This window comes from Verrucomicrobium sp. BvORR106 (genome assembly GCF_000739655.1).
Lineage (GTDB): Bacteria > Verrucomicrobiota > Verrucomicrobiia > Verrucomicrobiales > Verrucomicrobiaceae > Verrucomicrobium.
Map to the genome: position 1 here is coordinate 1 of NZ_BATR01000049.1, position 24,380 is coordinate 24,380.

At 61.6% G+C, this 24,380-nt stretch carries 24 protein-coding genes and 1 tRNA gene; 14 read left to right on the forward strand and 11 right to left on the reverse strand.

Annotated features, from left to right (window positions below; all coding sequences use genetic code 11):
- Positions 1-377: 377 nt before the first annotated feature.
- Positions 378-1,505 carry a Gfo/Idh/MocA family oxidoreductase gene (locus tag BV106_RS07350; RefSeq protein WP_063767909.1) on the reverse strand — a complete coding sequence of 376 codons (1,128 nt, stop codon included), beginning with the start codon at positions 1,503-1,505 and terminating at the stop codon, positions 378-380.
- 84 nt (positions 1,506-1,589) lie between these two features.
- Entirely contained in the window at positions 1,590-2,405 is an 816-nt protein-coding gene (locus BV106_RS07355) for a DUF1080 domain-containing protein (protein WP_081891581.1), read from the reverse strand.
- A gap of 259 nt (positions 2,406-2,664) precedes the next feature.
- Between BV106_RS07355 and BV106_RS35215 the strand changes: the two genes are divergently transcribed.
- The gene (locus BV106_RS35215; RefSeq protein WP_051945345.1) at positions 2,665-3,441 is read left to right on the forward strand and encodes a ThuA domain-containing protein; all 777 of its coding nucleotides are present in this window, start codon (positions 2,665-2,667) and stop codon (positions 3,439-3,441) included.
- 552 nt (positions 3,442-3,993) lie between these two features.
- On the opposite strand, the gene BV106_RS07365 is transcribed toward BV106_RS35215, so the two are convergent.
- Positions 3,994-4,065: transfer RNA gene (locus tag BV106_RS07365), tRNA-Val, on the reverse strand.
- Between the two features lie 314 nt (positions 4,066-4,379).
- Between BV106_RS07365 and atpB the strand changes: the two genes are divergently transcribed.
- From atpB to BV106_RS07410, 9 genes are all read left to right on the forward strand, one after another.
- The gene (gene atpB / locus BV106_RS07370; protein ID WP_063767910.1) at positions 4,380-5,222 is read left to right on the forward strand and encodes a F0F1 ATP synthase subunit A; all 843 of its coding nucleotides are present in this window, start codon (positions 4,380-4,382) and stop codon (positions 5,220-5,222) included.
- 93 nt (positions 5,223-5,315) lie between these two features.
- On the forward strand, positions 5,316-5,579 hold the full coding sequence (locus BV106_RS07375) for a hypothetical protein (protein ID WP_081891582.1): 264 nt from the start codon (positions 5,316-5,318) through the stop codon (positions 5,577-5,579).
- A 98-nt stretch (positions 5,580-5,677) separates the two neighbouring features.
- Positions 5,678-6,199: a F0F1 ATP synthase subunit B gene (gene atpF / locus BV106_RS07380; protein ID WP_038162738.1), complete on the forward strand. Its 522-nt coding sequence runs from the start codon at positions 5,678-5,680 to the stop codon at positions 6,197-6,199.
- Between the two features lie 49 nt (positions 6,200-6,248).
- Entirely contained in the window at positions 6,249-6,647 is a 399-nt protein-coding gene (locus BV106_RS07385) for a F0F1 ATP synthase subunit delta (RefSeq protein ID WP_038162741.1), read from the forward strand.
- Between the two features lie 83 nt (positions 6,648-6,730).
- On the forward strand, positions 6,731-8,263 hold the full coding sequence (gene atpA, locus BV106_RS07390; RefSeq protein ID WP_038162745.1) for a F0F1 ATP synthase subunit alpha: 1,533 nt from the start codon (positions 6,731-6,733) through the stop codon (positions 8,261-8,263).
- 86 nt (positions 8,264-8,349) lie between these two features.
- Positions 8,350-9,240, forward strand: a complete 891-nt coding sequence (gene atpG / locus BV106_RS07395) for an ATP synthase F1 subunit gamma (RefSeq protein ID WP_038162748.1) — start codon at positions 8,350-8,352, stop codon at positions 9,238-9,240.
- A 71-nt stretch (positions 9,241-9,311) separates the two neighbouring features.
- Positions 9,312-10,727 (forward strand): F0F1 ATP synthase subunit beta, encoded by a 1,416-nt coding sequence (gene atpD / locus BV106_RS07400; protein WP_038162750.1) that lies wholly within the window; start codon positions 9,312-9,314, stop codon positions 10,725-10,727.
- Between the two features lie 107 nt (positions 10,728-10,834).
- Positions 10,835-11,257 carry an ATP synthase F1 subunit epsilon gene (gene atpC / locus BV106_RS07405; RefSeq protein WP_038162752.1) on the forward strand — a complete coding sequence of 141 codons (423 nt, stop codon included), beginning with the start codon at positions 10,835-10,837 and terminating at the stop codon, positions 11,255-11,257.
- 572 nt (positions 11,258-11,829) lie between these two features.
- Complete coding sequence (locus BV106_RS07410) at positions 11,830-12,738, forward strand: TraB/GumN family protein (protein WP_038162754.1); 909 nt, start codon at positions 11,830-11,832, stop codon at positions 12,736-12,738.
- A gap of 40 nt (positions 12,739-12,778) precedes the next feature.
- On the opposite strand, the gene BV106_RS07415 is transcribed toward BV106_RS07410, so the two are convergent.
- The 3 genes from BV106_RS07415 to BV106_RS07425 all read right to left on the reverse strand — a co-directional run bounded on the left by BV106_RS07415 (position 12,779) and on the right by BV106_RS07425 (position 15,745).
- Positions 12,779-13,378 (reverse strand): hypothetical protein, encoded by a 600-nt coding sequence (locus BV106_RS07415; protein WP_038162757.1) that lies wholly within the window; start codon positions 13,376-13,378, stop codon positions 12,779-12,781.
- 39 nt (positions 13,379-13,417) lie between these two features.
- Complete coding sequence (gene trpB, locus BV106_RS07420) at positions 13,418-14,644, reverse strand: tryptophan synthase subunit beta (RefSeq protein WP_038162759.1); 1,227 nt, start codon at positions 14,642-14,644, stop codon at positions 13,418-13,420.
- 66 nt (positions 14,645-14,710) lie between these two features.
- On the reverse strand, positions 14,711-15,745 hold the full coding sequence (locus BV106_RS07425; RefSeq protein ID WP_265595425.1) for an A/G-specific adenine glycosylase: 1,035 nt from the start codon (positions 15,743-15,745) through the stop codon (positions 14,711-14,713).
- A 91-nt stretch (positions 15,746-15,836) separates the two neighbouring features.
- Here BV106_RS07425 and rnhC point away from each other — a divergent pair, with 91 nt between their 5' ends.
- Both rnhC and BV106_RS07435 read left to right on the forward strand, forming a co-directional pair.
- Positions 15,837-16,754, forward strand: a complete 918-nt coding sequence (gene rnhC, locus BV106_RS07430; protein ID WP_038162761.1) for a ribonuclease HIII — start codon at positions 15,837-15,839, stop codon at positions 16,752-16,754.
- A gap of 112 nt (positions 16,755-16,866) precedes the next feature.
- Complete coding sequence (locus BV106_RS07435) at positions 16,867-17,181, forward strand: HU family DNA-binding protein (protein ID WP_038162764.1); 315 nt, start codon at positions 16,867-16,869, stop codon at positions 17,179-17,181.
- 16 nt (positions 17,182-17,197) lie between these two features.
- On the opposite strand, the gene BV106_RS07440 is transcribed toward BV106_RS07435, so the two are convergent.
- On the reverse strand, positions 17,198-17,767 hold the full coding sequence (locus BV106_RS07440; protein WP_265595426.1) for a methyltransferase domain-containing protein: 570 nt from the start codon (positions 17,765-17,767) through the stop codon (positions 17,198-17,200).
- A 90-nt stretch (positions 17,768-17,857) separates the two neighbouring features.
- Here BV106_RS07440 and BV106_RS36785 point away from each other — a divergent pair, with 90 nt between their 5' ends.
- Positions 17,858-18,079, forward strand: coding sequence for a YgdI/YgdR family lipoprotein (locus BV106_RS36785; RefSeq protein ID WP_063767912.1), 222 nt, complete (start codon positions 17,858-17,860; stop codon positions 18,077-18,079).
- 17 nt (positions 18,080-18,096) lie between these two features.
- Positions 18,097-18,696: a Maf family protein gene (locus tag BV106_RS07445; RefSeq protein WP_038162770.1), complete on the forward strand. Its 600-nt coding sequence runs from the start codon at positions 18,097-18,099 to the stop codon at positions 18,694-18,696.
- A gap of 29 nt (positions 18,697-18,725) precedes the next feature.
- Here the strand turns inward: BV106_RS07445 and BV106_RS07450 are convergent, their stop codons facing one another.
- The 4 genes from BV106_RS07450 to BV106_RS07465 form a co-directional block, all read right to left on the reverse strand.
- Positions 18,726-20,615: a monovalent cation:proton antiporter-2 (CPA2) family protein gene (locus tag BV106_RS07450; RefSeq protein WP_038162772.1), complete on the reverse strand. Its 1,890-nt coding sequence runs from the start codon at positions 20,613-20,615 to the stop codon at positions 18,726-18,728.
- 23 nt (positions 20,616-20,638) lie between these two features.
- Positions 20,639-21,250 carry an NAD(P)H-dependent oxidoreductase gene (locus BV106_RS07455; RefSeq protein ID WP_038162774.1) on the reverse strand — a complete coding sequence of 204 codons (612 nt, stop codon included), beginning with the start codon at positions 21,248-21,250 and terminating at the stop codon, positions 20,639-20,641.
- Between the two features lie 99 nt (positions 21,251-21,349).
- The gene (locus BV106_RS07460) at positions 21,350-21,745 is read right to left on the reverse strand and encodes a DUF2721 domain-containing protein (protein ID WP_038162777.1); all 396 of its coding nucleotides are present in this window, start codon (positions 21,743-21,745) and stop codon (positions 21,350-21,352) included.
- 106 nt (positions 21,746-21,851) lie between these two features.
- Complete coding sequence (locus tag BV106_RS07465) at positions 21,852-24,362, reverse strand: ATP-binding protein (RefSeq protein WP_081891584.1); 2,511 nt, start codon at positions 24,360-24,362, stop codon at positions 21,852-21,854.
- Positions 24,363-24,380 lie beyond the last annotated feature (18 nt).

Sequence of the window (24,380 nt, forward strand, 5' to 3'; positions counted from 1 at the left end):
ATCCCTGTGTGCCTTGGATGTTGGGAGGTCTCGACCCTGGTTTGACGACTGGGTACGGCAGACCAGAGACGGAGTGCTTTGCCGTGTACGAAGTACGAAATGCACGAAAAGAACGAAATCGCCCCCCCGCCGCTGCCTGACGTTCCCGCAGGATGCCGGAGAACAGCACGCAGGATGCGTGCGCTCCCCAGCTACCCTTTCATCCCCCAGCCTGCCCACAAACCACCCCCCAAAAGCCTCCCCGTCACAACTCCCTCATCTTGAACCCTGACAATTTCTCCGTACGAAGTACGAAATGCACGAAAAGAACGAAATCGACCCCCTCCCAGCGCTGCCTCTCCCTTGACCTCAAGCCTTTCGTCTTCTGTGTCCGCCTCTCACTTCGCTAACTCCACCTTCTTCCCGGTCCGGGCCGACTCGCAGGCGGCGTCCTGAATCTCCACCGCGATCAAGTTGGTCTCCAGGGAGGACTGGCTGCCGCTGGGATCGATCTCACCTCGAATCACGGCGGCGAAATACTCCACCGAGGTGCCATAGGGTTCAGCCAACGGCGCGGCGGTTTTTTCCTCGGGCCGCTTGGCGGGGGCGAGGCGGATGTCGTAGTCCGTGGGGTTGATGGTGCGGATGATGCCCTTGCGGCCGTAGATTTCCACATCCTTGCGCGGGAAGCTCCAATCCCAGGAGGCCTGGATGATCCCCTGAGCTTGGGGGTACTCGAGGATGAGCGTGGCGTTGTCATCCACCGTGGTCCACGTCTCCGGGCGGTTGGTCTGGAAGACGGCCGTGACCGCCTGCGGGCGCTCATTGCCCCGGAGCCAGGTCATGATGACACCGCCGTAGCAGCCAAAGTCCGATGAGGCCCCGCCGCCGTTCAGCTTCGGATCCGTGAGCCACGCCAGAAACTCCGGCTCCACCCGGTCCGGCCCTGGGTGGCCGAAGTGGCCGACGATCTTGGTGATCACGCCGAGCTGCTTCTCCTGCACGCAGATCCGGTGCGCTTCTGCGAGGCTGGAGTACCAGGTGGTCTCCAGATTGGTCAGCAGGTGGATCTTGTGCTCCCGGGCCAGTGCCGCCATGCGGTCGGCCGCGGGCTTGTCCACAGCGAGCGGCTTCTCCACAATGACATGCACCTTGCGCGGGGCCGCGGCCTCCACCACGGCGAGGTGGTCATAGGTGTTGGAGAAGGCCCAGATGGCCTGCGGCTTGCGCTCGTCCAGCATCTTCGCCAGATCAGTGCCGAAGAGGGATTCATCGAACTTGTAACGCTCGCGGTAGCGGTTCGCGACCTCACGGTTGGGCTCGTAGATGCCCACGATCTCCACAGAGCCCTGGTAGGCGCGTTTCAGGAAACCATTCACGTGCCCGTGCACCAGGCCTGCGATGACCACCTTCACGGGAGGGGCCTTCGTCTCCGCGGCGTGTAATGGGATAGAACCTGCGAGCAGCAGGGCCAGCAACGCGAGCGGTTGAGCAAGAAGGGCGGCAAGGCGAAGTCTCTTAGACATGTGAAGGAAGGGATGGGGAGGAAGGGGAGTGATCTCGATTCTACAGCAAAACGCGAGGAGGGGGCGAGGGAGTGACGGATGCGCTCACTTGGCAGGGGCAGCTGCCGCAGCCTTCTTCGGCTTGCCGCCACCCTGCGGGACGACTTTCACCGCCTCTGCCGGGATCGGGGCCTGCGCCGCCGTGAGCAGCGGCAGGTCAGCGGGGAGGTGTTTCACGAAGAAGTCCTTGTACTGGATCTTCATCACCGGGCCCACATGGACCTGCACGGCGATGACGCCTTCCAGCGCGCGGCCTTTCTCATCCAGGTCAATGACATCCACCGTCGGCACGCCATCGATCCAGTGCTGGTGGTGGTTGCCCTGCACGAGCACGCGGTACTCATGCCACGTTTCAGCAGGGAATTTTTGCACCGGCAGCTTGCCGACCACCCAGGGCTGGCCTTGCGGATCGATAACCACCTTCTCGCCCGTATGCGCGAGGATGCGGCGGCCGCGCTCCTCATAGAGCATGCCGTTGTGGTCATCCCGCGCCGGGACCACATCGCACTGGTAACCCGTGACCACCCACTCGCCCAGATCAGGCCGCTCCTGCCCGCGATACTGCAGGCCGCTGTTGCCGCCGGTGGTGACCTTCACCTTCACCCGCAGCTCGAAGTTCTTCACCTTGCCGTCCTTCCAGGTGATGAAGCGGTTGTAGTCCAGCTTGCCATCGGTGACGCCCGTGAGGCAGCCGTCCTCCACCGACCAGTACTTCTCACTGCCGCTCCACCCGCTGAGGTCCTTGCCATTGAAAATGGCGGTAAAGCCCTCCGGCGGCGCGGGGGCCTGCTCCTGCGCCCGGAGAGGCAGGGTGGAACCGAGGGCGAGTAAAAAGAGACTGAGGGCGATGCGACGATGCATGGTGAGATGGGTCTGGAAAGGAAGCGTGATCCGTGAAGTCTGCTCATGAAAGGAGCGTCTCCGCCATGTGCAACGCCGTCCGGGGCGCCCAACTTGCCATCAAAGTCGCGGAAGAGCCTGCACCTGCTGGAAAGAGAGGCCAGGGCTCCGCCATCACCTGGCACAAGGGAATGGAGGCAACAATTGCCGTTTCAATTTTGCCCAAGTCTCCGTAGTATTGAGCTGGACTCCGCAACCAACAAGTCAGCTTTCTCAAGCCATGTTTTCCCGCCTTCTTCTTCTTGCTGTGGTGGTTCTCGGGGCGTTCGATGCGGCGGCGCAGACGCCTGCCCCATTGCCCAAGGTGTTGTTTTTTGCCAATCCCATGGGCTCAGACAACGATGTGATCCGGCGTACATCACCGAATGAGCTGTCCGTGGCGGAGCGGAACTTTGCCGAGTTGAGTAAAGGCCTCTTCGAGGTCACGATCACACAGAATGGCCACGAGGTGACGGCGGCCAAACTGAAGCAGTACGACGCGATCGTGTTCTTCACCGCCATCAATCCGCCGGGTGTGGATGTGCTGGCGCTCACGGAGTGGGTGAAGAACGGCGGCGCTTTCACGGGCATTCACTCCACGGCGAACACGTACCAGGAAGTCCCTGCCTTCGGGCAGATGCTGGGGGCCTACTATGACCGGCGTCCCTGGCGCACGCGGCAGGCACCCCAGACGAAAGTGCGCGTGAAGGTCGAAAATCAAACCCACCCGGCGACGAAACACTGGGGCACCTCGTTCGAGATCGCGGATGACATCTACCAGTTCAAAAACTTCGACCGCAGCAAGGTGGACCTGTTGCTCAGCCTGGATCCACAGAGCCTCGACCTGGCAAACAAGAAAGTGAATGCCAGCGACAAAGATCTCGCGGTGTCCTGGGCGAAGACGCAGGGAACCGGCCGGGTTTTCTACACGGCACTCGGTGACTGGGAAGAGACCTGGAAGAATCCGGACTACCGGACCCACCTCATCGAAGGCATTCGCTGGACGCTGAAGAAGTGACATTCTGCCCGCTGCGCGGGAGACAGAAGACTGCCAGACGCCAGACTGAAGACTTGAGCTCTCGCATGGGAGTGTACGACCGGCGGCCCCTCTGTAAAGGGAGCGAGGGACATTCCTGTCCCGGTCCGCCCCAAACGTCCCATGATGCCGCGTTCTGCCCCAACACCCAACCACCCCGGGCTGTAGGGCGACCGCTCCCGTTGCCTCAATCAGGAGCCGTTCGCGGCAAGCGGAGCGCTTGCCCTACAGGCGGTCATCTTCTCGTGCTGCTCACACCCAACGACATCTGCTGCCCAACCCCTCCGCTCTCGCCCCGACGGAGACCGTCGGACTACTCCCGCAGCGTCGCTTCGGGAGTAGTCCGGACGTGCCGTCCGGCTCAGTCGCCGCACCCATCCGGGACCAAGCCACGCTCCCTCCGCCACCTCCTCTTCATCTATCGGTAACATCGAACAAAATCCGCCCCAAACGACACCCCACTTCGGGTCACAATCATCGCGCCACTGTATCTTCAGCAGGGCCTCAGACGCCATCATCGGCTTGAAAAAAGAGTGCGCAGGGAGGGGATCGAACCCCCGACCAACTCGGTGTAAGCGAGCCGCTCTACCGCTGAGCTACCTGCGCGTCTAGAGGGCTCCCTTACTCGCCTCGAACCCGTCCGAGAGCAAGAGGAAAAACTGGCGAAGTGTTGCAATTTCCGACCTTGCCAGTGCCAGAAAATTCACCCAAAATCGGGCATAATTGAGACTGGCTGCGACGAGCATAAGAATCGGTTAAATCGCGCTCCAAGCCCCATGGGACGGACTTTGTGAAATTTTTCACAAATAAATCTTGCGGGAAATTGCAGGGTCGGTTTAATAAGTGGCCCTTCTCTCAGCCGAGCCTCGGATTTCCCGTATATGTCGCACGTTTCTGAATCCTTTTTCATTCTGCCTACCATGTTGGCAGAAGGTGTGAGTCCGTACGCCAGTTCGCTCTTCGGCGAGAAGAGCAGTCTCTCCTTTTTCACGAACTCCTTCCTCCTCGCTGGCATCGTGCTGGGCGTGCTTCTGTGGATCTCCCGCAAGGCCACTTCCAACATGCAGCTCATCCCGCATGGCTGGCAGAACGGGTTCGAGGGTGTGGTGGAGTTTCTTTACAGCAAGGTTGAAGACATCATCGGGCCCAAGGTGGCCAAGCGCGCCTTCCCTCTGCTTGCCTCGGTCTTCATGTTCGTGCTGATCTCGAACTGGTTCGGTCTGATTCCCGGCGTGGGCACGATCGGCTGGGGCCACGGCAGCGGCAACCTGACGCTCTCCTCGGTTTCGACTCCGCTCTTCCGTCCTGCCACCGCCGACTTGAACATGACCCTCGGCATCGCGCTGAGCTTCATGATCGTCTGGCTGATCCTCACCATCAGTGAAGTGGGCGTCATTGGCTTCCTCAAGCACATGTTCGCTCCCAAGGGCAAGTTCAAGGGCATCATGATGCTGATGATGGGTGTGATCTTCGCCTTCGTCGGCCTGATCGAAGTGGTTTCGATCGCCTTCCGCCCCATGTCGCTGTCTCTGCGACTTTACGGCAACATCTTCGCCGGTGAGACCCTCCTGCACACGATGATGTCCATCCTGCACGGCGCTCCTCCGATCATCGAATTCATCGGCAGCATCCTGATCCCGCTGCCCTTCTATTTCATGGAACTGCTGGTGGGTCTCCTCCAGGCGGTTGTCTTCACCCTCCTTTGCTCAGTGTACATCCTGCTCTCCACCGCCCACGACGAGGAGCACGACGAACACCACTGATAAACCCATTTGCCGCCGGGACCGTGGCTATGACTGCGGGCGGCGGTAGAACAACGAAACACAATACCTACTAAGACTATGATGATGGAACTTATGTCCGTGGCTGAGGCCGCTGTCGCCGCCGCCCCCTCCGCTGTTGAGCTCGCCAAAGTTACCGGCGTGAACGGCAGCTTCACCCTCGGCGTTGCCGGTGCTGGCGCCGCTGTGGCGATCGGCCTGATCGGTGGCAAGGCTGTGGAAGCCGTCGGCCGTAACCCCGGCGCTTATGGCAACATCATGACCCTTGGCATCATCGGCATGGCGTTGGCAGAAGCTATCGCCATTTACGCTCTGATCATCGCTTTCGGCGGCCGTTAATCCGCTGCTGTTAGCTCTTCAGCTCCCGGGTGGCGGAGGTCTTCTCCGCCACCCCTTTCCGCCCCTTCCTTACCCAAATTTTCCAACCAGGCTTTCATATGATCGTGGCAGCGTCGGCAGTATCGGCAATTACAGAACAGTTTGGGCTTCAGTGGGGACACCTCATTGCCCAGATCATCATTTTTGCGATCGTGGTCTTCGTCCTGCGTCGCTATGCCTTCGGCCCCATCCTTGCGATGCTGGAAGCCCGCCGCAAGCGCATCGCCGACGGCGAGTCCAAGCTCGAGAAGATTGCTCGCGACCTCGCTGCTGCTGAGCAGAACGCGAAAGCCATCGTCACCAAGGCCGACGACGAAGCTGGCCGCTTGATCAAAGAAGCTGGTGAAAGCGCCAACATCCTGGCTGAGAAAAAGCGCCAGGAGGCTGTCAACGAAGCGTCCGCGATCATCGCCAAGGCTCGCGAAGCCGCCCAGCTCGAACAGGAGCAACTCGTCACCCAGCTCAAGCGCGAATTCGGCCGCATGGTTGTGGATGCCACCTCCCGTGTCACCGGCAAGGTCCTCAATAACGACGACCAGGATCGCATCAACCGCGAAACCGCCGCCCAGGTCTCCCTCTAAGGTTCAAGGTTCGTTCGCCCGCTTCTCCTCTCTCTAATCCCTCCCGGTCATGAAGATCAGCAAAGACGCCCTTCGCTCCGCCCGCCAGCTCTTCCGTGCATGCGTGGACTCCAACGGTCGTCTCCACAACAGCCGGGTGAAGCGCGTCGTGAAACGCGTTGCCGAGGAGAAGCCTCGCAACTACCTCGCCGTGCTCACGGCATTCGCACGCTTCGTGCGCCTGGAGACGGAGAAACGCACGGCTGTGATCGAGAGCGTCACCCGTCTCTCCAACGAAATGCGCGAGCAGCTTCGTGTGGACCTTCAGAAGAAGTACGGTGAAGACCTGACCCTGGAGTTTTTTGAAAACCCCTCTCTCATCGGCGGTCTCCGCGTGAAAGTGGGCAGCCACGTTTGGGACGGCAGTGTCGCCGCCAAGCTGGAAGCCCTTCGTCAGAGCCTCGCCTAGCCCCATCCCGTTAACGACTCGTCCGATTCGTTCCCTTCCGCCCCGCCCAGCCCCGTCAATTTGATCCAACACCAGAACACGTTATGAGCAGCATCCTCCAGGAGATTGAAACCGAAATCGCCGGACTGAAGACTTCCGTCACCAGATCCAATGTTGGCGTGGTGCGGGAAATCGGCGACGGCGTTGCCAAGATCGAAGGTTTGAGCGATGTGATGCTCAACGAAATGATCGAGTTCCCCGGCGGTCTGTACGGCCTGGCACTCAACCTGGAAGAGACCGAAGTCGGTGCAATTCTTCTCGGTGACGGTCTGAACATCAAGGAAGGCGACGAAGTCAAGACCACGGGCCGTCTGCTCGAAGTGCCAGTGGGTAACGGCGTGCTGGGCCGTGTGGTGAACTCCCTCGGTCAGCCTCTCGACGGCAAGGGTGACATCAAAGGCGACGCCTTCTACCCTGTTGAGAAGATCGCTCCTGGTATCGTTAAGCGTAAGTCCGTGAGCGTGCCCCTCCAGACGGGCATCATGTCCGTGGACGCGATGATCCCGATCGGCCGTGGCCAGCGTGAGCTCATCATCGGTGACCGCTCCACCGGCAAGACCACCATCGCCGTGGACACCATCACCTCCCAGGCCCGCCAGAACAAGGCCGCCGAGGAAGGTCAGCTTCAGGGCCACAAGCGCGTGATCTGCATTTACGTCGCCGTCGGTCAGAAGCAGGCGAACATCGCCCGCGTGATCAAGACTCTCGAAGACGCCGGTGCGCTTCCCTACACGATCATCGTGAGCGCCTCCGCCGCTGACTCCGCCACGAACCAGTACCTCGCTCCTTACGCTGGTTGCGCCATGGGTGAGTACTTCATGGACAAGGGCGAAGACGTTCTCATCATCTTCGACGACCTTTCCAAGCACGCCGTGGCTTATCGCCAGGTGTCCCTGGTGCTCCGCCGCCCCTCCGGCCGTGAAGCTTATCCCGGTGACGTGTTCTACCTCCACAGCCGCCTTCTTGAGCGCTCCGCCCGTCTTTCCGACGCTGCCGGTGGTGGTTCCATGACGGCACTGCCGATCATTGAGACGCAGGCTGGTGACGTGTCCGCGTACATCCCGACGAACGTGATTTCCATCACGGACGGCCAGATCTTCCTCGAAACCGACCTCTTCTACCAAGGCGTGCGTCCGGCCATCTCCGTGGGTCTCTCCGTGTCCCGCGTGGGTTCCGCCGCCCAGACCAAGGCCATCAAGAAGGTCTCCGGCACGACCAAGCTCGACCTCGCCCAGTTCCGCGAACTCGCCGCCTTCGCCCAGTTCGGTTCCGACCTCGACGCCGCCACCAAGGCCAAGCTCGACCGCGGTCAGCGCATCGTGGAGCTCTTCAAGCAGGGTCAGTACAATCCGAAGTCCCTTGAGATCATGGCCTCCATTCTCTGGGCCATGCAGAACGGTGGCTTCGATGACATCTCCGTTGACCGCGTGAAGGAGTTCCAGGCCAAGTTCGAAGAATTCCTTGAGACCCGCAAGTCCTCCTACCTCGACAAGCTTCGCAATGCGAAGGAGCTCAAGGAAGACATCGTGGCGGAACTCAAGACCGCCCTCGCTGACTTCAAAGCCAGCTGGAAGTAAGCCCAAGCCAGCCCCGGCCTGCCCCCCCGGGCGGAAGTCCCGCCCGCCGCTCCCCGCCATCCTGACACCGGAACGCAACACCCCAGATGCCCAGCACCCGCGACATTCGCCGACGCATCAAGTCGGTTAAAAACACGGCCCAGATCACGAAGGCCATGCAGCTCGTGGCCGCTTCCAAAATGAAGCGCGCCCAGGATCAGGCCTTGGCCGGCCGTTCCTACGCGGAACTGCTCAACAAGGTGCTTGTGAGCCTGAAGGACAAGACGGGTGACCTCGTCCACCCCCTTCTGGAAGAGCGTGAAGGCAATCGCGAACTCATCCTCGTGGTGAGCACGGACAAGGGTCTTTGCGGTGGTCTCAACACCAACCTCCTGCGCAAGGTGATTGAGCAGACCAAGGGTGGCGATGTGGCCTTCATCACCGTGGGCAGCAAGCTGCGCAACTCCCTCGGCAAGCTCAAAAAGAATCTGGTCGCTGACTTCGGCGTCAAGGATCCGGTCAAGTTTGCTGAAACCCGCCCGGTCTCCCGCTTCCTCATCCAGCAGTTCCTGGACGGCAAGTATGACCGCGTGAAGGTCGCCTTCACCAACTTCGTCAACGTGCTCCGCCAGGAGCCCCTGATCGAAACCGTCCTTCCTGTCAGCCCGGTCACGATCGGCAAGCCCAAGGATTTCGAAGGCATGGGGGCGGACGTTCCGCCATCCGCCGCCGCCGTTGGCCAGGAATACCTTTTCGAGCCCAACCCGCTTGCGGTCTTCGACCAGGTGCTCCCCCAGTACATCGATTACATGGTGTACCAGATGATTCTTGAAGCCCGTGCCTCCGAGCACAGCTCGCGGATGGTGGCCATGAAGAGCGCCACGGACAACGCGAAGTCGATGATCAAGGACCTGACGCTCGAGTACAACAAACTGCGCCAGGCCAGCATCACCAACGAACTGCTGGAAATCACCACCGCCATGAAGGCGCTGGAATAGCCTCCTGATCCCGCCCCGCCCCGTACGCCCCGCCAACTTCCCCACCACCCACATTTTTCGAAAGGAACAACATGAGCAACAACATCGGTAGCATCGCCCAGGTCATCGGACCCGTCGTGGACATCGACTTTTCCAAAGCGGGCCAGCTTCCCGCCATCTACAACGCCCTGGAGATTGACTACAAGCTCTACGGCGGTGACACCACCCTCGTGCTCGAAACCCAGCAGCACCTCGGTGACGGCTGGGTGCGCGCGGTGGCCATGACCACCACCGAAGGTCTCGTCCGCGGCATGGCCGTGCGTGACACCGGTGCAGCGATCAGCGTTCCTGTCGGTGAAGAAATTCTCGGCCGTATCTTCGACGTGACCGGCAAGCCGGTGGACGAAAAAGGCCCGGTGAACTCCGCCAAGCGTTACCCGATCCACCGCCCCGCTCCGACGCTGGTGGACCAGGATCCTTCCGCCACCATTCTTGAGACGGGCATCAAGGTCATCGACCTTATCTGCCCCTTCACCAAGGGTGGTAAAGTGGGCGCCTTCGGTGGTGCCGGCGTGGGCAAGACCGTGGTCATCATGGAGCTCATCAACAACATCGCCAAGGGCCACGGTGGTTATTCCGTGTTCGCCGGCGTGGGTGAGCGTACCCGTGAAGGGAATGACCTTTACCATGAAATGATCGACTCCGGCGTTATCAAGCCGGACAATCTCAAGGAGTCCAAGGTGGCCCTGGTGTACGGCCAGATGAATGAGCCTCCCGGTGCTCGTCTGCGCGTCGCCCTCTCCGCCCTCTCCATGGCCGAGTACTTCCGCGATGAGAAGAACCAGGACGTGCTCTTCTTCGTGGACAACGTCTTCCGTTTCTCCCAGGCCGGTTCCGAAGTGTCCGCTCTTCTTGGCCGTACCCCCTCCGCGGTGGGTTACCAGCCGACGCTGGCTTCCGAAATGGGTGCCATGCAGGAGCGAATCACCTCCACCAAGCAGGGTTCCATCACCTCCTTCCAGGCCGTGTACGTGCCGGCGGATGACCTTACCGACCCCGCTCCTGCCAACACCTTCGCCCACCTCGACTCCACCGTCGTGCTTGAGCGTTCCCTCGCTGAGCTGGGCATCTACCCGGCTGTGGATCCTCTCGCTTCCGTTTCCAAGGCTCTGGCCCCGGAAGTCGTGGGTGAAGAACACTACCGCGTCGCCCGTGGCGTCCAGCGTGTGCTTCAGCGCTACAAGGACCTTCAGGACATCATCGCCATCTTGGGCATGGATGAACTGAGCGACGAAGACAAGCTGACCGTGTACCGCGCCCGTAAGCTTCAGCGCTTCCTGAGCCAGCCGTTCTCCGTGGCTGAAGTGTTCACCGGCACCCCCGGCGAGTACGTCTCCGTGAAAGACACCGTGCGTGGCTTCGCTGAGATCCTTGAAGGCAAGTGGGACGACGTGCCCGAAGCCAACTTCTACATGAAGGGCAGCATCGACAAGGTGAAGCGCTCCTAGTGCTGTTTCCTCAAGCCGGGTTTCGAGCACGTGGAGCATCCCTCCCCGGCTGAAACCCGGTTCGTTTCTCCCTTTTCTGCGTCCAAACCGACCACCTTCCCTTCCAGATGTCCCTCAAGCTCGAAATCGTCACTCCTGAAAAGCGCGTGTTCTCTGATACGGTGGACACCGTCGTGCTTCCGGGCAGCGAAGGTGAACTGGGTGTGCTCGAGTCTCACGTGCCCCTCGTCACCGCCCTTCATCCCGGCGAGTTGGCCTACACCAAGGAAGGCACCGTCCAGCACCTCGCGGTCGGCACCGGCTTCGTCGAGATCACCGGACATCGCGTGGCCGTCCTCACCGACATGGCCATGGCGGAGAGCGACATCGATGAGAAGGCCGTTGAAGAGGCCCTCAAACGTGCCGAAGAAACCGTTGAGAAGCTCAAGAATTCTCCTGACGTCGGCGGTGAAGAACTCGCCACGGTCATGGCCAGCATTCAGCGCTCCACGGCCCAGCTTCGGGTGAAGCGCCGCCGCAACTCGCTGTAAGTCATTCCGTTTACTGCCCGCCGTTTTTCAAATGGATGCCGTGGTGCCGAGCGCACTGTGGCATCCATTTTTGTTTTGCCCGCCTGCTTCGCGGGAGACGCGAGATAAAAAGACTCCAGGCATCATGCGCGACGAGGCGGTCAGTAAAAGGAGCGAGGGACATTCTTGTCCTGGTTCGCCACAAACGTCCCATGAGTGTGCCATAGAGATCTCGTGGCCAAGCCATCTGGGTGTGACGCTGTAGGCCCCACGCGGCAAGCGGAGCGCTCGCCCTACAGCGTCAATAACCTCAGACCGTCCAATCGGCATCTGCCCGTCACCCCCTCCGCTCCCAACCCGACGGGGACCGTCGGACTACTCCCGCAGCGTCGCCACGGGTGTAGTCCGGACGTGCCGTCCGGCTCAGTCGCCGCACCCCGCCAGGTCAAATCCACCCCATCCCATTCTCTCCCCGCCGTCTCCCATCCTTCCCTCCCTCCCCACCCCCTCCGGAGAATCTGCAATTCAGACTGGCGCACGCTCCCGCGTCTGGTTAACTGCAAGCTGGCGGATAAAACCACCGCCGGGCACCCTTGAAAAAAGTCCTCCAGCGCATCTTCCAATCCCTCGCCCTGTGCTTCATCGCCGCGGCCTGCGGAGCCTCTGGCAACCAGCCAGACACCGCCAGCCCCTCCAGCGTGTGGCGCGTGGAAAAGGATGGGAAGCACGTCTATCTGGCGGGCACCATCCACCTGCTGAGAAAGGCGGACTACCCGCTGCCGGCCGTCTTCGAACAGGCCTACGCCGATAGCTCCAAGCTCGTGTTTGAACTCCCGCCCGGCAGCGATGAAAACAGCCAGGTGGCCAGTCGCATGCGCCAGCTCGGCATGTACACCGGGGATGACGAACTGGGCCTCCATGTCAGCGCCGCCACCATGCAGAAGGTGCGCAAGTGGGCTTCAGAAAAGGGCCTGCAGGAGTCGGTCGTGAAGAAGTTCCGCCCTTGGTTCCTGTCCCTCACCATCGCCGCCACGGAGTACCAGATCCTGGGTGCCGATCCTGCTCGCGGGGTGGATACCTACTTTGAAAAGAAGGCCAAGGCCGACAACAAACCGGGGGAAGGGCTGGAGTCGGTCGAGTTCCAGCTTGGTATCTTCGCCAAGCTCAGTGAGCACCTGCAGGAGAATCTGCTGGAGCAGACCCTGGGAGAATCTGAGACCCTGCCCAAGGACTTTGACGAGCTGATCGTGGCCTGGCGCAAAGGGCAAAGCGACAAGCTTCAAGAGCTGCTGTTTCGCGATGCCGACAAGTACCCGGAGCTGCTGGAGGAGTTCCTCCTCAAACGCAACAAGGCCTGGGTGGCCCCCATCCTGAAGTACATCGAGCGGAATGAGAAGGTGATGATCCTCGTCGGGGCCGGACACCTCGGCGGCAAAGGCGGCGTGATCGATCTGCTCAAGGAAAAAGGCTGCACGGTGACTCAGGTGTCCGCGACGCCATAGATCAGCCGCGGGCGTCAGTCTGCCGCCGACAAGGCAGCGATCACTTCTTCCGGCGGAACACTGCCACGTGCTTGTCCACGTGTTTGCCCGGCGTCAGGAGTTTCCTCGCCAGCGGATTGTGCGTCGTGCTCACCAGCTCCGCGCCCATGCTCTGCAGGGCACCCAGGGCCAGCTCATGCTCCTTGTCGAAGTAGCTGGTGATGACCAGGAGGCCTTCCTCATCCATTTTACTCAGACCCTGCTCGAAGATCTTCTTCCACAGCTCCGGTCCGTGCCAGTAGTTCTGGTGACGCAGCAGGACCATGTTGAAGTCCTCACCCACCTGCTTGTGCAGGTGGAGCTTGGTCGCGTCCTCCAGCAGAAACTCGGCCGGCAAATTCGCGTGGTTCGCCCGGGCCTGGAGGATCTCGCGAATCCGGATGTCCGCCCCCACCAGATTGACCTGGCCTGTCGTTTGGGACTGGCCAAACTTCACCAGCGTTTCTGCCTCATCACATCGACCACAGGCCAGGTTCAGCACCCGCAGATCTCCGGTGGGAGGCAGATGCAGATGAGGAGCCACCGAACCTTGAAGAAGGTTGGTCAATACGGCCATGTCCCCGGCGATGGGGTTGGGATCATCAAGAGGAGACTGGGACATGGCGATGGAGCAGAGCAGAACGGGGCTGGGGAGGCAGGGCTAGAACTTCAGCGTTTCACCCCAGACAAAACGGGCCGCCTGGGCCACGTCTTTATCGCCACGGCCGCTCACGTTCACGATGATGATCTTATCCTTGTCCATCTGCGGAGCCACCTTCATGGCGTGAGCCAGGGCGTGGGAGCTCTCCAGAGCGGGGATGATCCCTTCGATCTTGGCCAGGGACTGGAAGGCGTTCAGCGCCTCGTCATCCGTGGCGTAAGTGTACTCCGCGCGGCCTTGGTCGTGCAGATAGGCGTGCTCTGGACCCACCGCAGCATAGTCGAGACCAGCGCTGACGGAATGGGTGAGCTGGATCTGCCCGTCCTCGTTGGCCAGCAACCAGGTCTTGGCCCCCTGTAGCACGCCCAGGCGACCGCCTTGGAAACGGGCCGCGTGACGTTCCGGGATGATGCCTTCACCCCCGGCTTCCACGCCGACCATGCCCACATCCTTGTCATCGAGGAAGGCGTGGAACAGACCGATCGCATTGCTGCCCCCGCCCACACAGGCGATGAGGAGATCCGGCAGGCGCTCTTCGCGCTCAAGAATCTGGCGGCGGGCTTCCAAACCAATGACGCGGTGGAAATCACGCACCATCATCGGGTAGGGGTGCGCCCCGTAGGCTGTTCCCAGGATGTAGTGCGTATCGCGCACATTGGTCACCCAGTCGCGCATGGCCTCATTAACCGCCTCCTTCAGCGTCGCCTGACCGGCCGTCACGGGCACTACTTCCGCACCCAGGAAGCGCATGCGGGCCACGTTCAGCATTTGGCGCTCCATGTCCACCTGGCCCATGTAGATCACGCACTTCAGCCCGGCGCGAGCCGCTACCGTAGCCGTGGCCACTCCGTGCTGACCAGCACCCGTCTCAGCGATGATGCGGGTCTTGCCCAGACGCTGGGCGAGGAGGATCTGACCCATCGCGTTGTTGATCTTGTGCGCGCCGGTGTGGAGCAGGTCTTCACGCTTGAGGTAGATCTTGGCACCACCCAGTTGCTCAGACCAGCGCTTGGCGAAGTACAGGGGCGTGGGACGGCCCACATAGTCCGTCAGCAGCTGGTCCAGCTCAGCGCGGAAGGCCGGGTCATTCTTGGCCTTTTCATATTCCGCTGTCAGTTCCTGGAGGGCTGCCATCAGCGTCTCCGGCACAAACATGCCGCCATACGGGCCGAAGTGGCCGTGGGCATCAGGCATGGAGGCGAGGGGGGAGGGGGCGGTAGAGGTCATGGCGGGGAGGTGAGTCTATCGCAATTCCATCGCGGCTCAAAGGGTTGTTGCATTGATGCTTCCGCTTCACCCCTCCAATTGGAAGTCTTGTTGCGCCAGCACGGCATTGAGCGCCTTTCGATACGGGCTGGGCATGGGCAGGGCGTCCAGGCTGGCCAGGGGGATCCACTGCAGGCCTGCGGCGGCGGCGGCCTCGGCCTTTTCCGGAGGAGCATGCACCCAGAGATCCACTTTGTACCGGGTGATGGTGTACTTGGACCGGTGCAACACTGGCGGTTGTTGTTTCGCCTCAGCAGGGAGCTCAGGCAGCTTCCACAGGCCGGTGCGACGTTGTCCAGACTCCTGCTGGAGGAGCACCCCCTGCGGACCGGTTTGAAAATACACGCGCTCCGTCACGGCCGTGATCACCGTCTGCTTGCTCTTCACCGGGAGACTCGCGGGCTCGCGGGTGAGGCAGTGCGGTTGCACCGGGCAGGCATCGCAGTTGGGCGCGCTGACGCGGCAGATCGTCTGGCCCAGTTCCATCAGCGCGCTGTTGAAGACACGGGGGCTCTTGGCCGCCTCCACCAGCGCCCGGGATCGGGTCCAGAGTCGGGCCATGCCCTCCCGGCTGTCCACTGGCGTGGCATCGTCCCACACGCGGGAGAGCACCCGGGCCACGTTGCCATCCACAATCGGAGCCGCCGCATCGTGGGCAAAGCTGCACACCGCCCCCGCCGTATAGTCACCCACTCCGGGCAGGGCGCGCACGCCTTCCAGCGTGGTCGGGAACACGCCGCCATGCTCGCCCTCCACCTGCTTGGCCATCTGTTGCAGGAAGCGGGCGCGGCGGTAGTAGCCCAGCCCTTCCCAGACGCGCAACACCTCCGCTTCATCCGCCACCGCCAGCGTCGCGGTATTGGGGAACCGCTCCATCCAGCGGGCGTAGTAGCCCCGGTCCAGCACCGTGGTGATCTGCGTCTGCTGCAGCATCATTTCCGAGACCAGAATGGCATACGGATCCGTCGTCCGCCGCCAGGGGTAATCCCGGCCGGACACCGCAAACCAGGCCTCCAGGGCATGCGCGATTTTGGCAGGGTTGGGCTCGATGACTTTTTTCACAGGCAGGGAAATCAATCGTGAAGAAACCGGGATGCGGAGTGGGATTTCAAGCTTAACCTGCGGAGTTTCACGTCTTTTGCCCAGACCTTCCATGCCCGCCCTCACCACCTATACCAAAGTGCTCACGGAACTCCAGGCTGCCAAGCTCCGGACGGTGCTGGCGGCGAAGGGCTTCAAGTTCACGGAGAAGCCCTACTGCCTGTACGCGGCGGAGGGGACCAAGGTGAACGTGGCCGTGTATGAAAAGGGGCCCAAGATCGTCGCCCAGGGCAAGGGCGTGGAGGAGTTCATTACTTTTACCCTCGAACCCGAAGTGCTCGGGGTCGCCGAGCTCGGGTATGAGGAGGTGAACCAGCCGGAAATGTTCGAGCCCCACCTCGGGATCGATGAAAGCGGCAAGGGCGATTTTTTCGGCCCGCTGGTTATCGCAGGTGCCTACGTGGAGGCATCCATGGCACGCAAGTTGCGCGATATGGGGGTGATGGACAGCAAACGCATTGGCAGTGACGCCCGGATCGAAGCAATCGCCGGGGACATGCGCGCAGCCCGGGTGGTGCATGAGGTCATCGTCATCGGGCCGGAGCGCTACAACGAACTCTACACCAAGTTTGGCAACCTGAACCGCCTCCTCGCCTGGGGGCACGCCCGCGTGATCGAGAACCTGTTGGAGCGGGTACCCGACTGCCCGATGGCCCTGTCTGACCAGTTCGCCAACCCGCGGGTGCTTCAGAGCGCCCTGTTGGAAAAGGGGAAAACCATCGACCTCCAGCAGCGCACCAAGGCGGAGAGCGACCCCGCGGTGGCGGCGGCTTCCATCTTCGCCCGGGAGAAATTTGTGCGCTGGCTCAAGGAGGCGGGAGACCGGCTCGGCATCGTCCTGCCCAAGGGGGCCTCACCTGCGGTAAAGCAGGCGGGAGCGGAGCTTATCCGCAAGCACGGGGCCGATATTTTGCCAAAAGTGGCAAAGATGCATTTCAAGACCGCCATTGAGGTTGCAGCAATTGCATGATATTTTCTCTGGAGACCCTTGGAAAGCTGGTTTATGAGTACCTCACGACCAGCGATCTGCAAAAGTTCCTGTCTGCCGTTCGAAAATCAGCCAAGCAACCTGTTACAGGCTTATGTCAACCGTAACCAAACGTGATCTGGTGGTAGAATTGAGCAACCGTACGGGTTTGACGCAGAGTCAGGCCTTCGACCTCTTTCAACAGGCTCTCGACCTCATCACTGAGGAGCTCGCGAAGGGCAACGAGGTCACCCTCCGTCGTTTTGGCACCTTCGAGGTGCGGGTGACGAAGCCCAAGATTGGCCGCAATCCCAACAAGCCGGGTTCGGAAATGCAGATCCCGCCGCGCACCGTGGTGCGCTTCAAGCCGGGCAAGGAAATGAAAGCGCAAGTGGGAGCTGTGCCTCCCACGAACGTGCCCGAGGACTGAGTCCTTTCCCGGCAGGCTACGCGCAATCCTCTGACGGGGCGGCTTTGACCGCCTCATACACGAAGGCGGGCGGCAGATTGCCCCAGACCGTGGAGCTGGTCCGCAGCTCCACACATCGATCTTGGAGCAGCGCCCGGAATCGCTGCCCCTGAGGCAGCATGTGAAACCCCGCGTAGGCAAAGGTGACGAACACCCCGCCCGGGCGCAGCCTGGGCAGCACGTGATCGAGGATCGCCGTCTGCAGACTCTCGGGGAAGTTGGTCCACGGCAGGCCGCTCACAATGCTGTCGAACCCGCAGTCCGGTCCCAGGACGCCTGCAAAGTCGAACTCCTGACACGGGGCCGCCTCAAATCGCATGCGCGGATGCTGCTGGCGCAGTTGGTCCACGAAGGTCTGATTGAGCTCGATGCCCAGATAGCTGGCACCTTGCGGCAGCACCTCATCGATCGCCGTCGTGAACGCACCTGTGCCCGGCCCCAACTCCAGCACGGAGCGGGCCTTTGCCACCTGGGCGCATTCTACCATGCGCTTGGCCAGCGCGGGCGAGGACGGCGCGATCGCCCCGGTGGTCTGCCAATTGGTCAAGAACTGCTGAAAAAATCTCCACGACATTCAAGTCACGCTATCCAATGTTGCAGGGGCGTGCGAATGGTTTTATCGGAACACGGTCAGCCCATGAAATCGCGCCTCGTTGTTCTCCTAACGTGTGCCGGCACTTTGCTCGTGTCCGGTTGTGGTTCCTCTCCCTACAAGATCACCTTGCGGGACGGGCGTGAGTACCTCACGGCCAGTCGGCCCGAGTTCAACGAGAAGACAGGATATTACAAATTCCGCAGTCAGAATGACCGGGACGCGCTCATCCGGAGCGATGAGATCCTGATGATGCAGGAGCTCTGATCCCCCAAGTGCTGACGATGAGTGTCAATCCCGGTCACCTTGTTCCGCTGGTCTTGGCTTCAGGTTCCCCCCGCCGGGTGGAACTGATGCAGGAGGCGGGTTATGTCTTTGAGGTCCTGGTGCCCGAGGTGGAGGAGGCTCATGACGAGTCCCTCACCTGTGAGGCGCTGACCATGGAAAACGCCCGGCTCAAGGGGCGGGTCATCGCCGCCTCCCGGCCTGATGCCGTGGTGATTGCGGCCGACACCCTCGTCTACCTGGATGACAAACCACTGGGCAAGCCGCGCGACATGGAGGACGCCGCGGCCATGCTGCGACGCCTGAGCGGCCGCACGCATCGCGTGTGCACCGGCGTGGCGGTCCTGGCCCAGGGCGGTGCGGTGGAGCACACCTTCCCCGTCATCAGTGAGGTCACCTTCAAGCCGCTCACGGAGGAGGTCATTCGCGAGTATCACTCGAAGATCCAGCCGCTCGACAAGGCGGGCGCCTACGCCGTGCAGGACGAGAGCACTATGATCATCGAGCGCGTGGAAGGCTCCTGGTCCAATGTCAAAGGCCTCCCCATGGAGCGCCTGAACGATGAGCTGGCCAGTTTCCTGAAGCCCTCCGCAGGGTGACGTCGAGCCTCTAGGAGCCAACCTCTGCCTCAGCCTCGGGGTTTTTCGTTTTCACGACGAAGCGCCTCCGTATCCCAGCCTCCGTCAGGTTTGCTGAGGCCCTTCATGTCCGCAGCGAAGAGCTTCTCCATTTCCTCGATCTGGTCGCGCGCCGCGTTCACATAGGCAGCCCCGAGTTTGTGCTCGTACCAGACGTCGGCCATGGAGCGCAGGCTGCGCTCGTCCAGCTCCTTGAAGAGACGTGTGGCCCGGAGCGCTTCATGGGCCGGATAGCCCAGCGCCCTCAGCGTCTGTGCCGCCATGTCCAGAGAGCTGCCCAGGGTCTCGCGGTAAATGTGCTCCACACCGCGCTTCACCATTTCGTAGGCGTGCAGCCGGCCGGAGGCGCGGGCCAGAATCGCCAGATGAGGGTAGTGATGTTGCACGTTGTCGATGATTTGCAGCGCCTTGGCTTCATCATCGATGGCGATGACGATGAGCTTGGCCCGGGCTGCGCCCGCGCTTTCCAGCAGGTCAGGGCGGGAGGCATCGCCGTAGAAGAGCTTCAGCCCCATGCGGCGGAGGAGGTCCACCTGGTCAGAGTCCATGTCCAGCACCGTGGCGCCGATGCCGTAGGCGCGCAGCACGCGGCCCACAATGTGGCCGAAACGGCCATATCCCGCGATCAGAACGGCGTTCTCCTCGTCCGGGATCTCGTCCATCGGTCGTTGTTGCTGGGATTTCAGCAACCAGGGCAGGAGCACCTTCTCATGCAGCAGCAGCATCAGGGGCGTCATCGCCATGGAGAGCGCCACCACGGCGATGGTTGGCTTGGTGAGGGAGGATGGCAGGATGTGACCGGACTCGGCCATCGAGAGCAGGACGAAGCAGAACTCACCCCCTTGAGCCAGCGCCAGCGTGAATAGACTGGTGTCCGTGCCCGGCATGCGGGAGAACCGCGCTACGATGAAAAGCACGAGCATCTTCAAACCCAGCAGACCCGCTACGGCCTGGATCATGATCAGCGGTTGAGAAGCAATGAGGCTGAAATCCACCCCCGCGCCTACCGCAATGAAGAAGATGCCCAGCAGCAGTCCTTTGAAGGGTTCGATGTCAGACTCCAGCTCATGGCGGAACTCGCTTTCCGCCAGCACCACGCCCGCCAGGAAGGTGCCCAGCGCGGGGCTCAGCCCCACGCTCTGCATGAGCAGCGCGATGCCGATGACCAGGAGCAGCGCCGTGGCGGTGAAGATCTCGCGCAGCTTCGTGCTGGCCACGAAACGGAAGAGCGGCCCGATGAGGAAACGCCCGCCCCCAACGATCAAGGCGACCGCCCCGACCGTGAGCAAGGCTTGATGCCAGCCCGGTACTGCATCCGCCGCCGCTCCGTGGTGGGGATCAATTGCCACCGGCGTACCGCCTGCTGCCAAAAGGGGGAGAACGGCCAGGATCGGGATGACCGCGATGTCCTGGAAGAGCAGCACCGCAAAGCTGGCCCGGCCCGCCTCGCTCTTCATCTGGCCCTTCTCCGCCAGCGACTGCAGGACGATTGCGGTGGAGGACATGGCCAGGATCATGCCGAGCGCCAGACCCTGCTTCCAAGGCAGTCCCAGGGCCACCGCCGCGGCACCGATCAACAACGCCGTGGCCGCCACCTGCACCCCGCCCATTCCCAAGATGGGACCGCGCAACCGCCAGAGCAGGCGCGGCTTCAGTTCGAGCCCGATGACGAAGAGCATCATCACCACGCCGAACTCGGCAAAGTGCATCACATCGCCACCCTCACGGCCCACGAACTTCAGCACAAAAGGCCCGATCAAGACCCCGGCCAGCAGGTAGCCCAGCACCGAGCCCAGCCCGAGTCTTTTGGCGATCGGCACCGAGATGACCGCCGCGCACAAGTAGATGAAGGCCTGGGCCAGGAAGGAATCAAGATGCATGGCAGACGGGACGAGACGGGAAGTCAGGAGTGGGTCAGGGGAAGGGGAAGGGGCACCGCCAGATTGAGCGAATCATGCGCCAGCACCCTGCCAGGTTCAAAGGCATCACTGCAAAGATGCGTCAGCACGTGACGGTAGTGATCCGCGTGCTGTTGAAGCTCAGCTTCTGTGAGTTGGAACGTCCCGTGAACCACAAACGGAGGCAGAAACTGCATGCGGCAGAGCGTGGCCGTTTGCTCCAGGGGCGCCAGCAACTGACGGACGGAGAAGCGATTGTAACCCACTGCGCAGTAGGCCTCGGCCATGCCGCCTGTAGAGATCGCCTGAATCCAGAACTTGCCCTCCAGCTCCCGGCCATTCTCCCCGTAAGCAAAGCCATGTTGTAGCACCAGATCCGCCCACTGCTTCAAGATCGCGGGGGTGGAGTACCAGTAGAAGGGATGCTGAAACACCACCCCATCATGCTGGCGCAGCAGTTCCTGCTCCCTTGCCACCTGGATGTGAAAGTCCGGGTATTCTTCGTAGAGATCATGCACCGTCACCCCTTCCACCCCCTGCGCCGCCGCTAGCAGCGCCTTGTTGATGCGGGACCTCCGCATGGCAGGATGCGCGTGGACAAGGAGGATGCGTTTCATAACAGGAGCGACAGCAGGGAAGGGAGGCTACGCCAGCCGGATCAACTGGGACACTCGAGATTTCAGCAGATCCGGCGGGCCTTGCAATGAGACGGACACCTACTCCTCACATCCCTTCTCCAGATCCTTCAGTTGGTGATCCAGCGCGCCTACGGACATCTGGATTTCAATCAGAGAGAGGACAAGGGAGGTGATCATGGTCAGCAGGCTGAGTCCGAAGAGGATCTTGCCGGCGGTGTCCCATCCCAGGAAGAGGACGAGCATGCACACGGTGCAAAACAAGATGCTGAGCACGCCATAGAACTGCATGTCGCGGATGAGCTTGATCCGGCGGCGCAGGTTGTGGATCTGCTTCAGGTAGATGGGGTCCGCGGAAGTCTTGTAGCTGGCGTGCAACGCCCGGACCACGCTGGCGAGGCCGAGGAACCGGTTCGTGTAGGCCAGCAGGAGGAGGGAGATGGCCGGGAAGATGAGGGCAGGGGTGGTGAGCGTCATAGGGCACAGGCACGGGCACAGGTGCCCGGGGCTGGTCCGGGCGGTCTGCCGCATACCTTACGCCAGCGGGAATCGTGCCTCAATCTCTGCTTCCTGCCTCTGACGGTCAGCTCCGCAGAGCCATGCCGGAATTGAGGTTCCCGGAGATGGCATTGCGGAGGTCCTCCAGGCTCACCGGTTTGCACAGGAAGCCGTTCATCCCGGCCTCCATGCAGGACTCCTTGACCCCGCTCAGGGTGTGCCCCGTCATCGCCACGATCACCGGCTGGTGTTTCACGTGGAAGTTTGCCCGGATCTCGCGGGTGGCGTCCTCGCCCCCCATGATGGGCATCTGGAGATCCATGAAGACCAGGTCGTAGGTGGCGTCCACCACCATGTCCACCGCTTCACGACCGTTCTGGGCGATGTCCACGCTGAGGTAGCCCAGTTTGTTGAGCATCATCTTCGCCAGCTTCTGGTTCATGGGCTGGTCTTCCACCAGCAGGATGCGGGCGGGGTGGTCCTGGGCAAAGGTCTGGCGCTCGGGATTGGCAGTACTTTCCGGTAGATTCAGAATGGACGGCTTGACGTCGATGCCGGTGACTTGGGCCAGTGCCTTGAGCAGTTCGCGGCGGCCTGCTGGCTTGTGAATGAACAGGGAGCGGGGACCGGCGGCGGACTGGAGCGTCTGTTTCACCTGCTCGTGACCCAGGGACACGAGCCCCAGGGTGGTGATGTTCATGGCACAGGCGCACTTCGCGATCTTCTCGACGAGATGACGTACCGGGGTCACAAGGTCGAGAATGATCAGCGGCGGTGCGCCATTGAGCAGTTCCTCCGCACTGGCTGCGGGATCCAGTGCCCGGGCCTGCGCGGTCATGCCGAAGAGACGGCAGCTATGGGTGAGGATGCTGGCCGTCGTCTGGTTCTGGGAAAGAACGAGCACCGGGCGGCCGCGCAGGGTGTGCACCCAGCGGGTTTCCTCTTCCAGCGCCTCGGCATCATCCTGGGCCGCGGTCATGGGGACCTCGAAGAAAAAGTTGGAGCCGCCTCCCAGCTCGCTGGTGACGCTGATCTCCCCGCCCATGAGACGGCAGAGCTTCCGGCAGATGGCCAGACCCAGGCCGGTGCCGCCGTATTTGCGGGTCGTGGAGGTGTCGGCCTGCGTGAAGGCCTGGAAAAGCAGGGGGAGCTTGTCCTTGGCAATGCCGATGCCTGTGTCCCGCACAGAGACCTGCAAAAGCGTGTACTCGCCGCCGTCCGGCAGCTTGCGTACAATCGGCTGGGCTACCACGAGGATCTCGCCGCGCTCGGTGAATTTCACGGCGTTGGCCACCAGGTTTACCAGCACCTGTTTCAGCCGCTGGAAGTCGCCAGTGATGTGGCGCGGAATGTTCTCGCTGACGTGATAGTTGAGTTCGACACCTTTCTCCGCCGCCTTGAAGGCGAAGATGCCCATGGTCTCATGAAACAATCTTTCCAGACTTACGGGCAGCCGTTCCAGCACCATGCGCGCGGATTCGAGCTTGGAGAAGTCGAGGATGTCGTTGATGAGGTGCAGCAGGCTCTCGCCGCTGGTGCGGATCATGCGCACCAGTTCCATCTGCTCGTTGTCCAGACGGGAGTCCAGCAGCAGCGAGGTGGTGCCGATGATGCCGTTCATCGGGGTGCGGATCTCGTGGCTCATGTTGGCCAGGAAGTCCGCCTTGGCGGCCATGCCGGACTCTGCCTGGCGCTTGGCAGCGAGGGAGTCGCTGATGACCTTCTGCTTGCGCTCTTCTTCAATCTGGAGGTGTTCCACCGTCTCGTTGAAGACTTTGAGGGCTTCGGCGATTTCATCGATCCCCTTTTGTGGAAGTCGGTGGGTCAGCAGACCCTGGCGCAGGGCCAGTAGGCCTTCCGTGATGTCACGCACCCGTTTGCCCAGGCGACGCCCCATGTAGAGGGAGAGGAAAAGACCGGGAAGCAGTCCCGCTCCACCAGCGATGGAGAGCACCGCCAGGAGCTTGGGCGAGGCCAGCAGGTGCTTCACTTTATACATCGGCTGCTCCACCACCATCGTGCCCATCAAGGACCCGTCTGCGCGGTTGATGGGAGCGGCGGCCACGATCCATTCTGCGGTGGTGATATCTCCTTCACTGTTGCGGATGAAGCGGGAGGAGGCCGCATAAGGCAGCCCTGCTGATACCAGCGTGAGGGCTTCCACCACGCCGACTTCCGTATCCGACGGCGGCAATAGTTTTTCCGAGCCGGTGAGGGTGAATTTCGAAGCCGTGCTGAACTGCCTGTCCCCGGAGGAGGCGTTGGGAATGTGGCGGACCACTTCGGCAAAGGTGCCGAGGCTGGTCAGGGAGTGGGGCCCCTGCAGGTCCATCAGCTCCCGGCGCAGGTTTTCTTCCGTCTGCCAGGGAATCTGTTCTGGAATGCTGGCGTTTGCTTCCGCGGGGAGAGACCGGTTGAGCTCTGCCGCCCCGGCGAAAGCGAGGCTGAGGAGGTAGGTGCGCTGCGCCGATCGGGCGGAATCCAGCTCGTGCCACACAAAGCCGGTCCCGGCCGCGGCGACGGCCAGAACGAGGGCAATCAAGGTGAGAAACAACAACCTTGTGCTCAGCAACAGTGCTTTGATACGGGGAGCCATGAAATCACCAGACTGCTA

Coding starts and splice junctions, on each gene's coding strand:
- BV106_RS07350 (WP_063767909.1), bottom strand. CDS start 1,505: ATGTCTAAGAGACTTCGCCTTGCCGCCCTTCTTGCTCAACCGCTCGCG.
- BV106_RS07355 (WP_081891581.1), bottom strand. CDS start 2,405: ATGCATCGTCGCATCGCCCTCAGTCTCTTTTTACTCGCCCTCGGTTCC.
- BV106_RS35215 (WP_051945345.1), top strand. CDS start 2,665: ATGTTTTCCCGCCTTCTTCTTCTTGCTGTGGTGGTTCTCGGGGCGTTC.
- atpB (WP_063767910.1), top strand. CDS start 4,380: ATGTTGGCAGAAGGTGTGAGTCCGTACGCCAGTTCGCTCTTCGGCGAG.
- BV106_RS07375 (WP_081891582.1), top strand. CDS start 5,316: ATGTCCGTGGCTGAGGCCGCTGTCGCCGCCGCCCCCTCCGCTGTTGAG.
- atpF (WP_038162738.1), top strand. CDS start 5,678: ATGATCGTGGCAGCGTCGGCAGTATCGGCAATTACAGAACAGTTTGGG.
- BV106_RS07385 (WP_038162741.1), top strand. CDS start 6,249: ATGAAGATCAGCAAAGACGCCCTTCGCTCCGCCCGCCAGCTCTTCCGT.
- atpA (WP_038162745.1), top strand. CDS start 6,731: ATGAGCAGCATCCTCCAGGAGATTGAAACCGAAATCGCCGGACTGAAG.
- atpG (WP_038162748.1), top strand. CDS start 8,350: ATGCCCAGCACCCGCGACATTCGCCGACGCATCAAGTCGGTTAAAAAC.
- atpD (WP_038162750.1), top strand. CDS start 9,312: ATGAGCAACAACATCGGTAGCATCGCCCAGGTCATCGGACCCGTCGTG.
- atpC (WP_038162752.1), top strand. CDS start 10,835: ATGTCCCTCAAGCTCGAAATCGTCACTCCTGAAAAGCGCGTGTTCTCT.
- BV106_RS07415 (WP_038162757.1), bottom strand. CDS start 13,378: ATGTCCCAGTCTCCTCTTGATGATCCCAACCCCATCGCCGGGGACATG.
- trpB (WP_038162759.1), bottom strand. CDS start 14,644: ATGACCTCTACCGCCCCCTCCCCCCTCGCCTCCATGCCTGATGCCCAC.
- rnhC (WP_038162761.1), top strand. CDS start 15,837: ATGCCCGCCCTCACCACCTATACCAAAGTGCTCACGGAACTCCAGGCT.
- BV106_RS07435 (WP_038162764.1), top strand. CDS start 16,867: ATGTCAACCGTAACCAAACGTGATCTGGTGGTAGAATTGAGCAACCGT.
- BV106_RS36785 (WP_063767912.1), top strand. CDS start 17,858: ATGAAATCGCGCCTCGTTGTTCTCCTAACGTGTGCCGGCACTTTGCTC.
- BV106_RS07445 (WP_038162770.1), top strand. CDS start 18,097: ATGAGTGTCAATCCCGGTCACCTTGTTCCGCTGGTCTTGGCTTCAGGT.
- BV106_RS07450 (WP_038162772.1), bottom strand. CDS start 20,615: ATGCATCTTGATTCCTTCCTGGCCCAGGCCTTCATCTACTTGTGCGCG.
- BV106_RS07455 (WP_038162774.1), bottom strand. CDS start 21,250: ATGAAACGCATCCTCCTTGTCCACGCGCATCCTGCCATGCGGAGGTCC.
- BV106_RS07460 (WP_038162777.1), bottom strand. CDS start 21,745: ATGACGCTCACCACCCCTGCCCTCATCTTCCCGGCCATCTCCCTCCTC.
- BV106_RS07465 (WP_081891584.1), bottom strand. CDS start 24,362: ATGGCTCCCCGTATCAAAGCACTGTTGCTGAGCACAAGGTTGTTGTTT.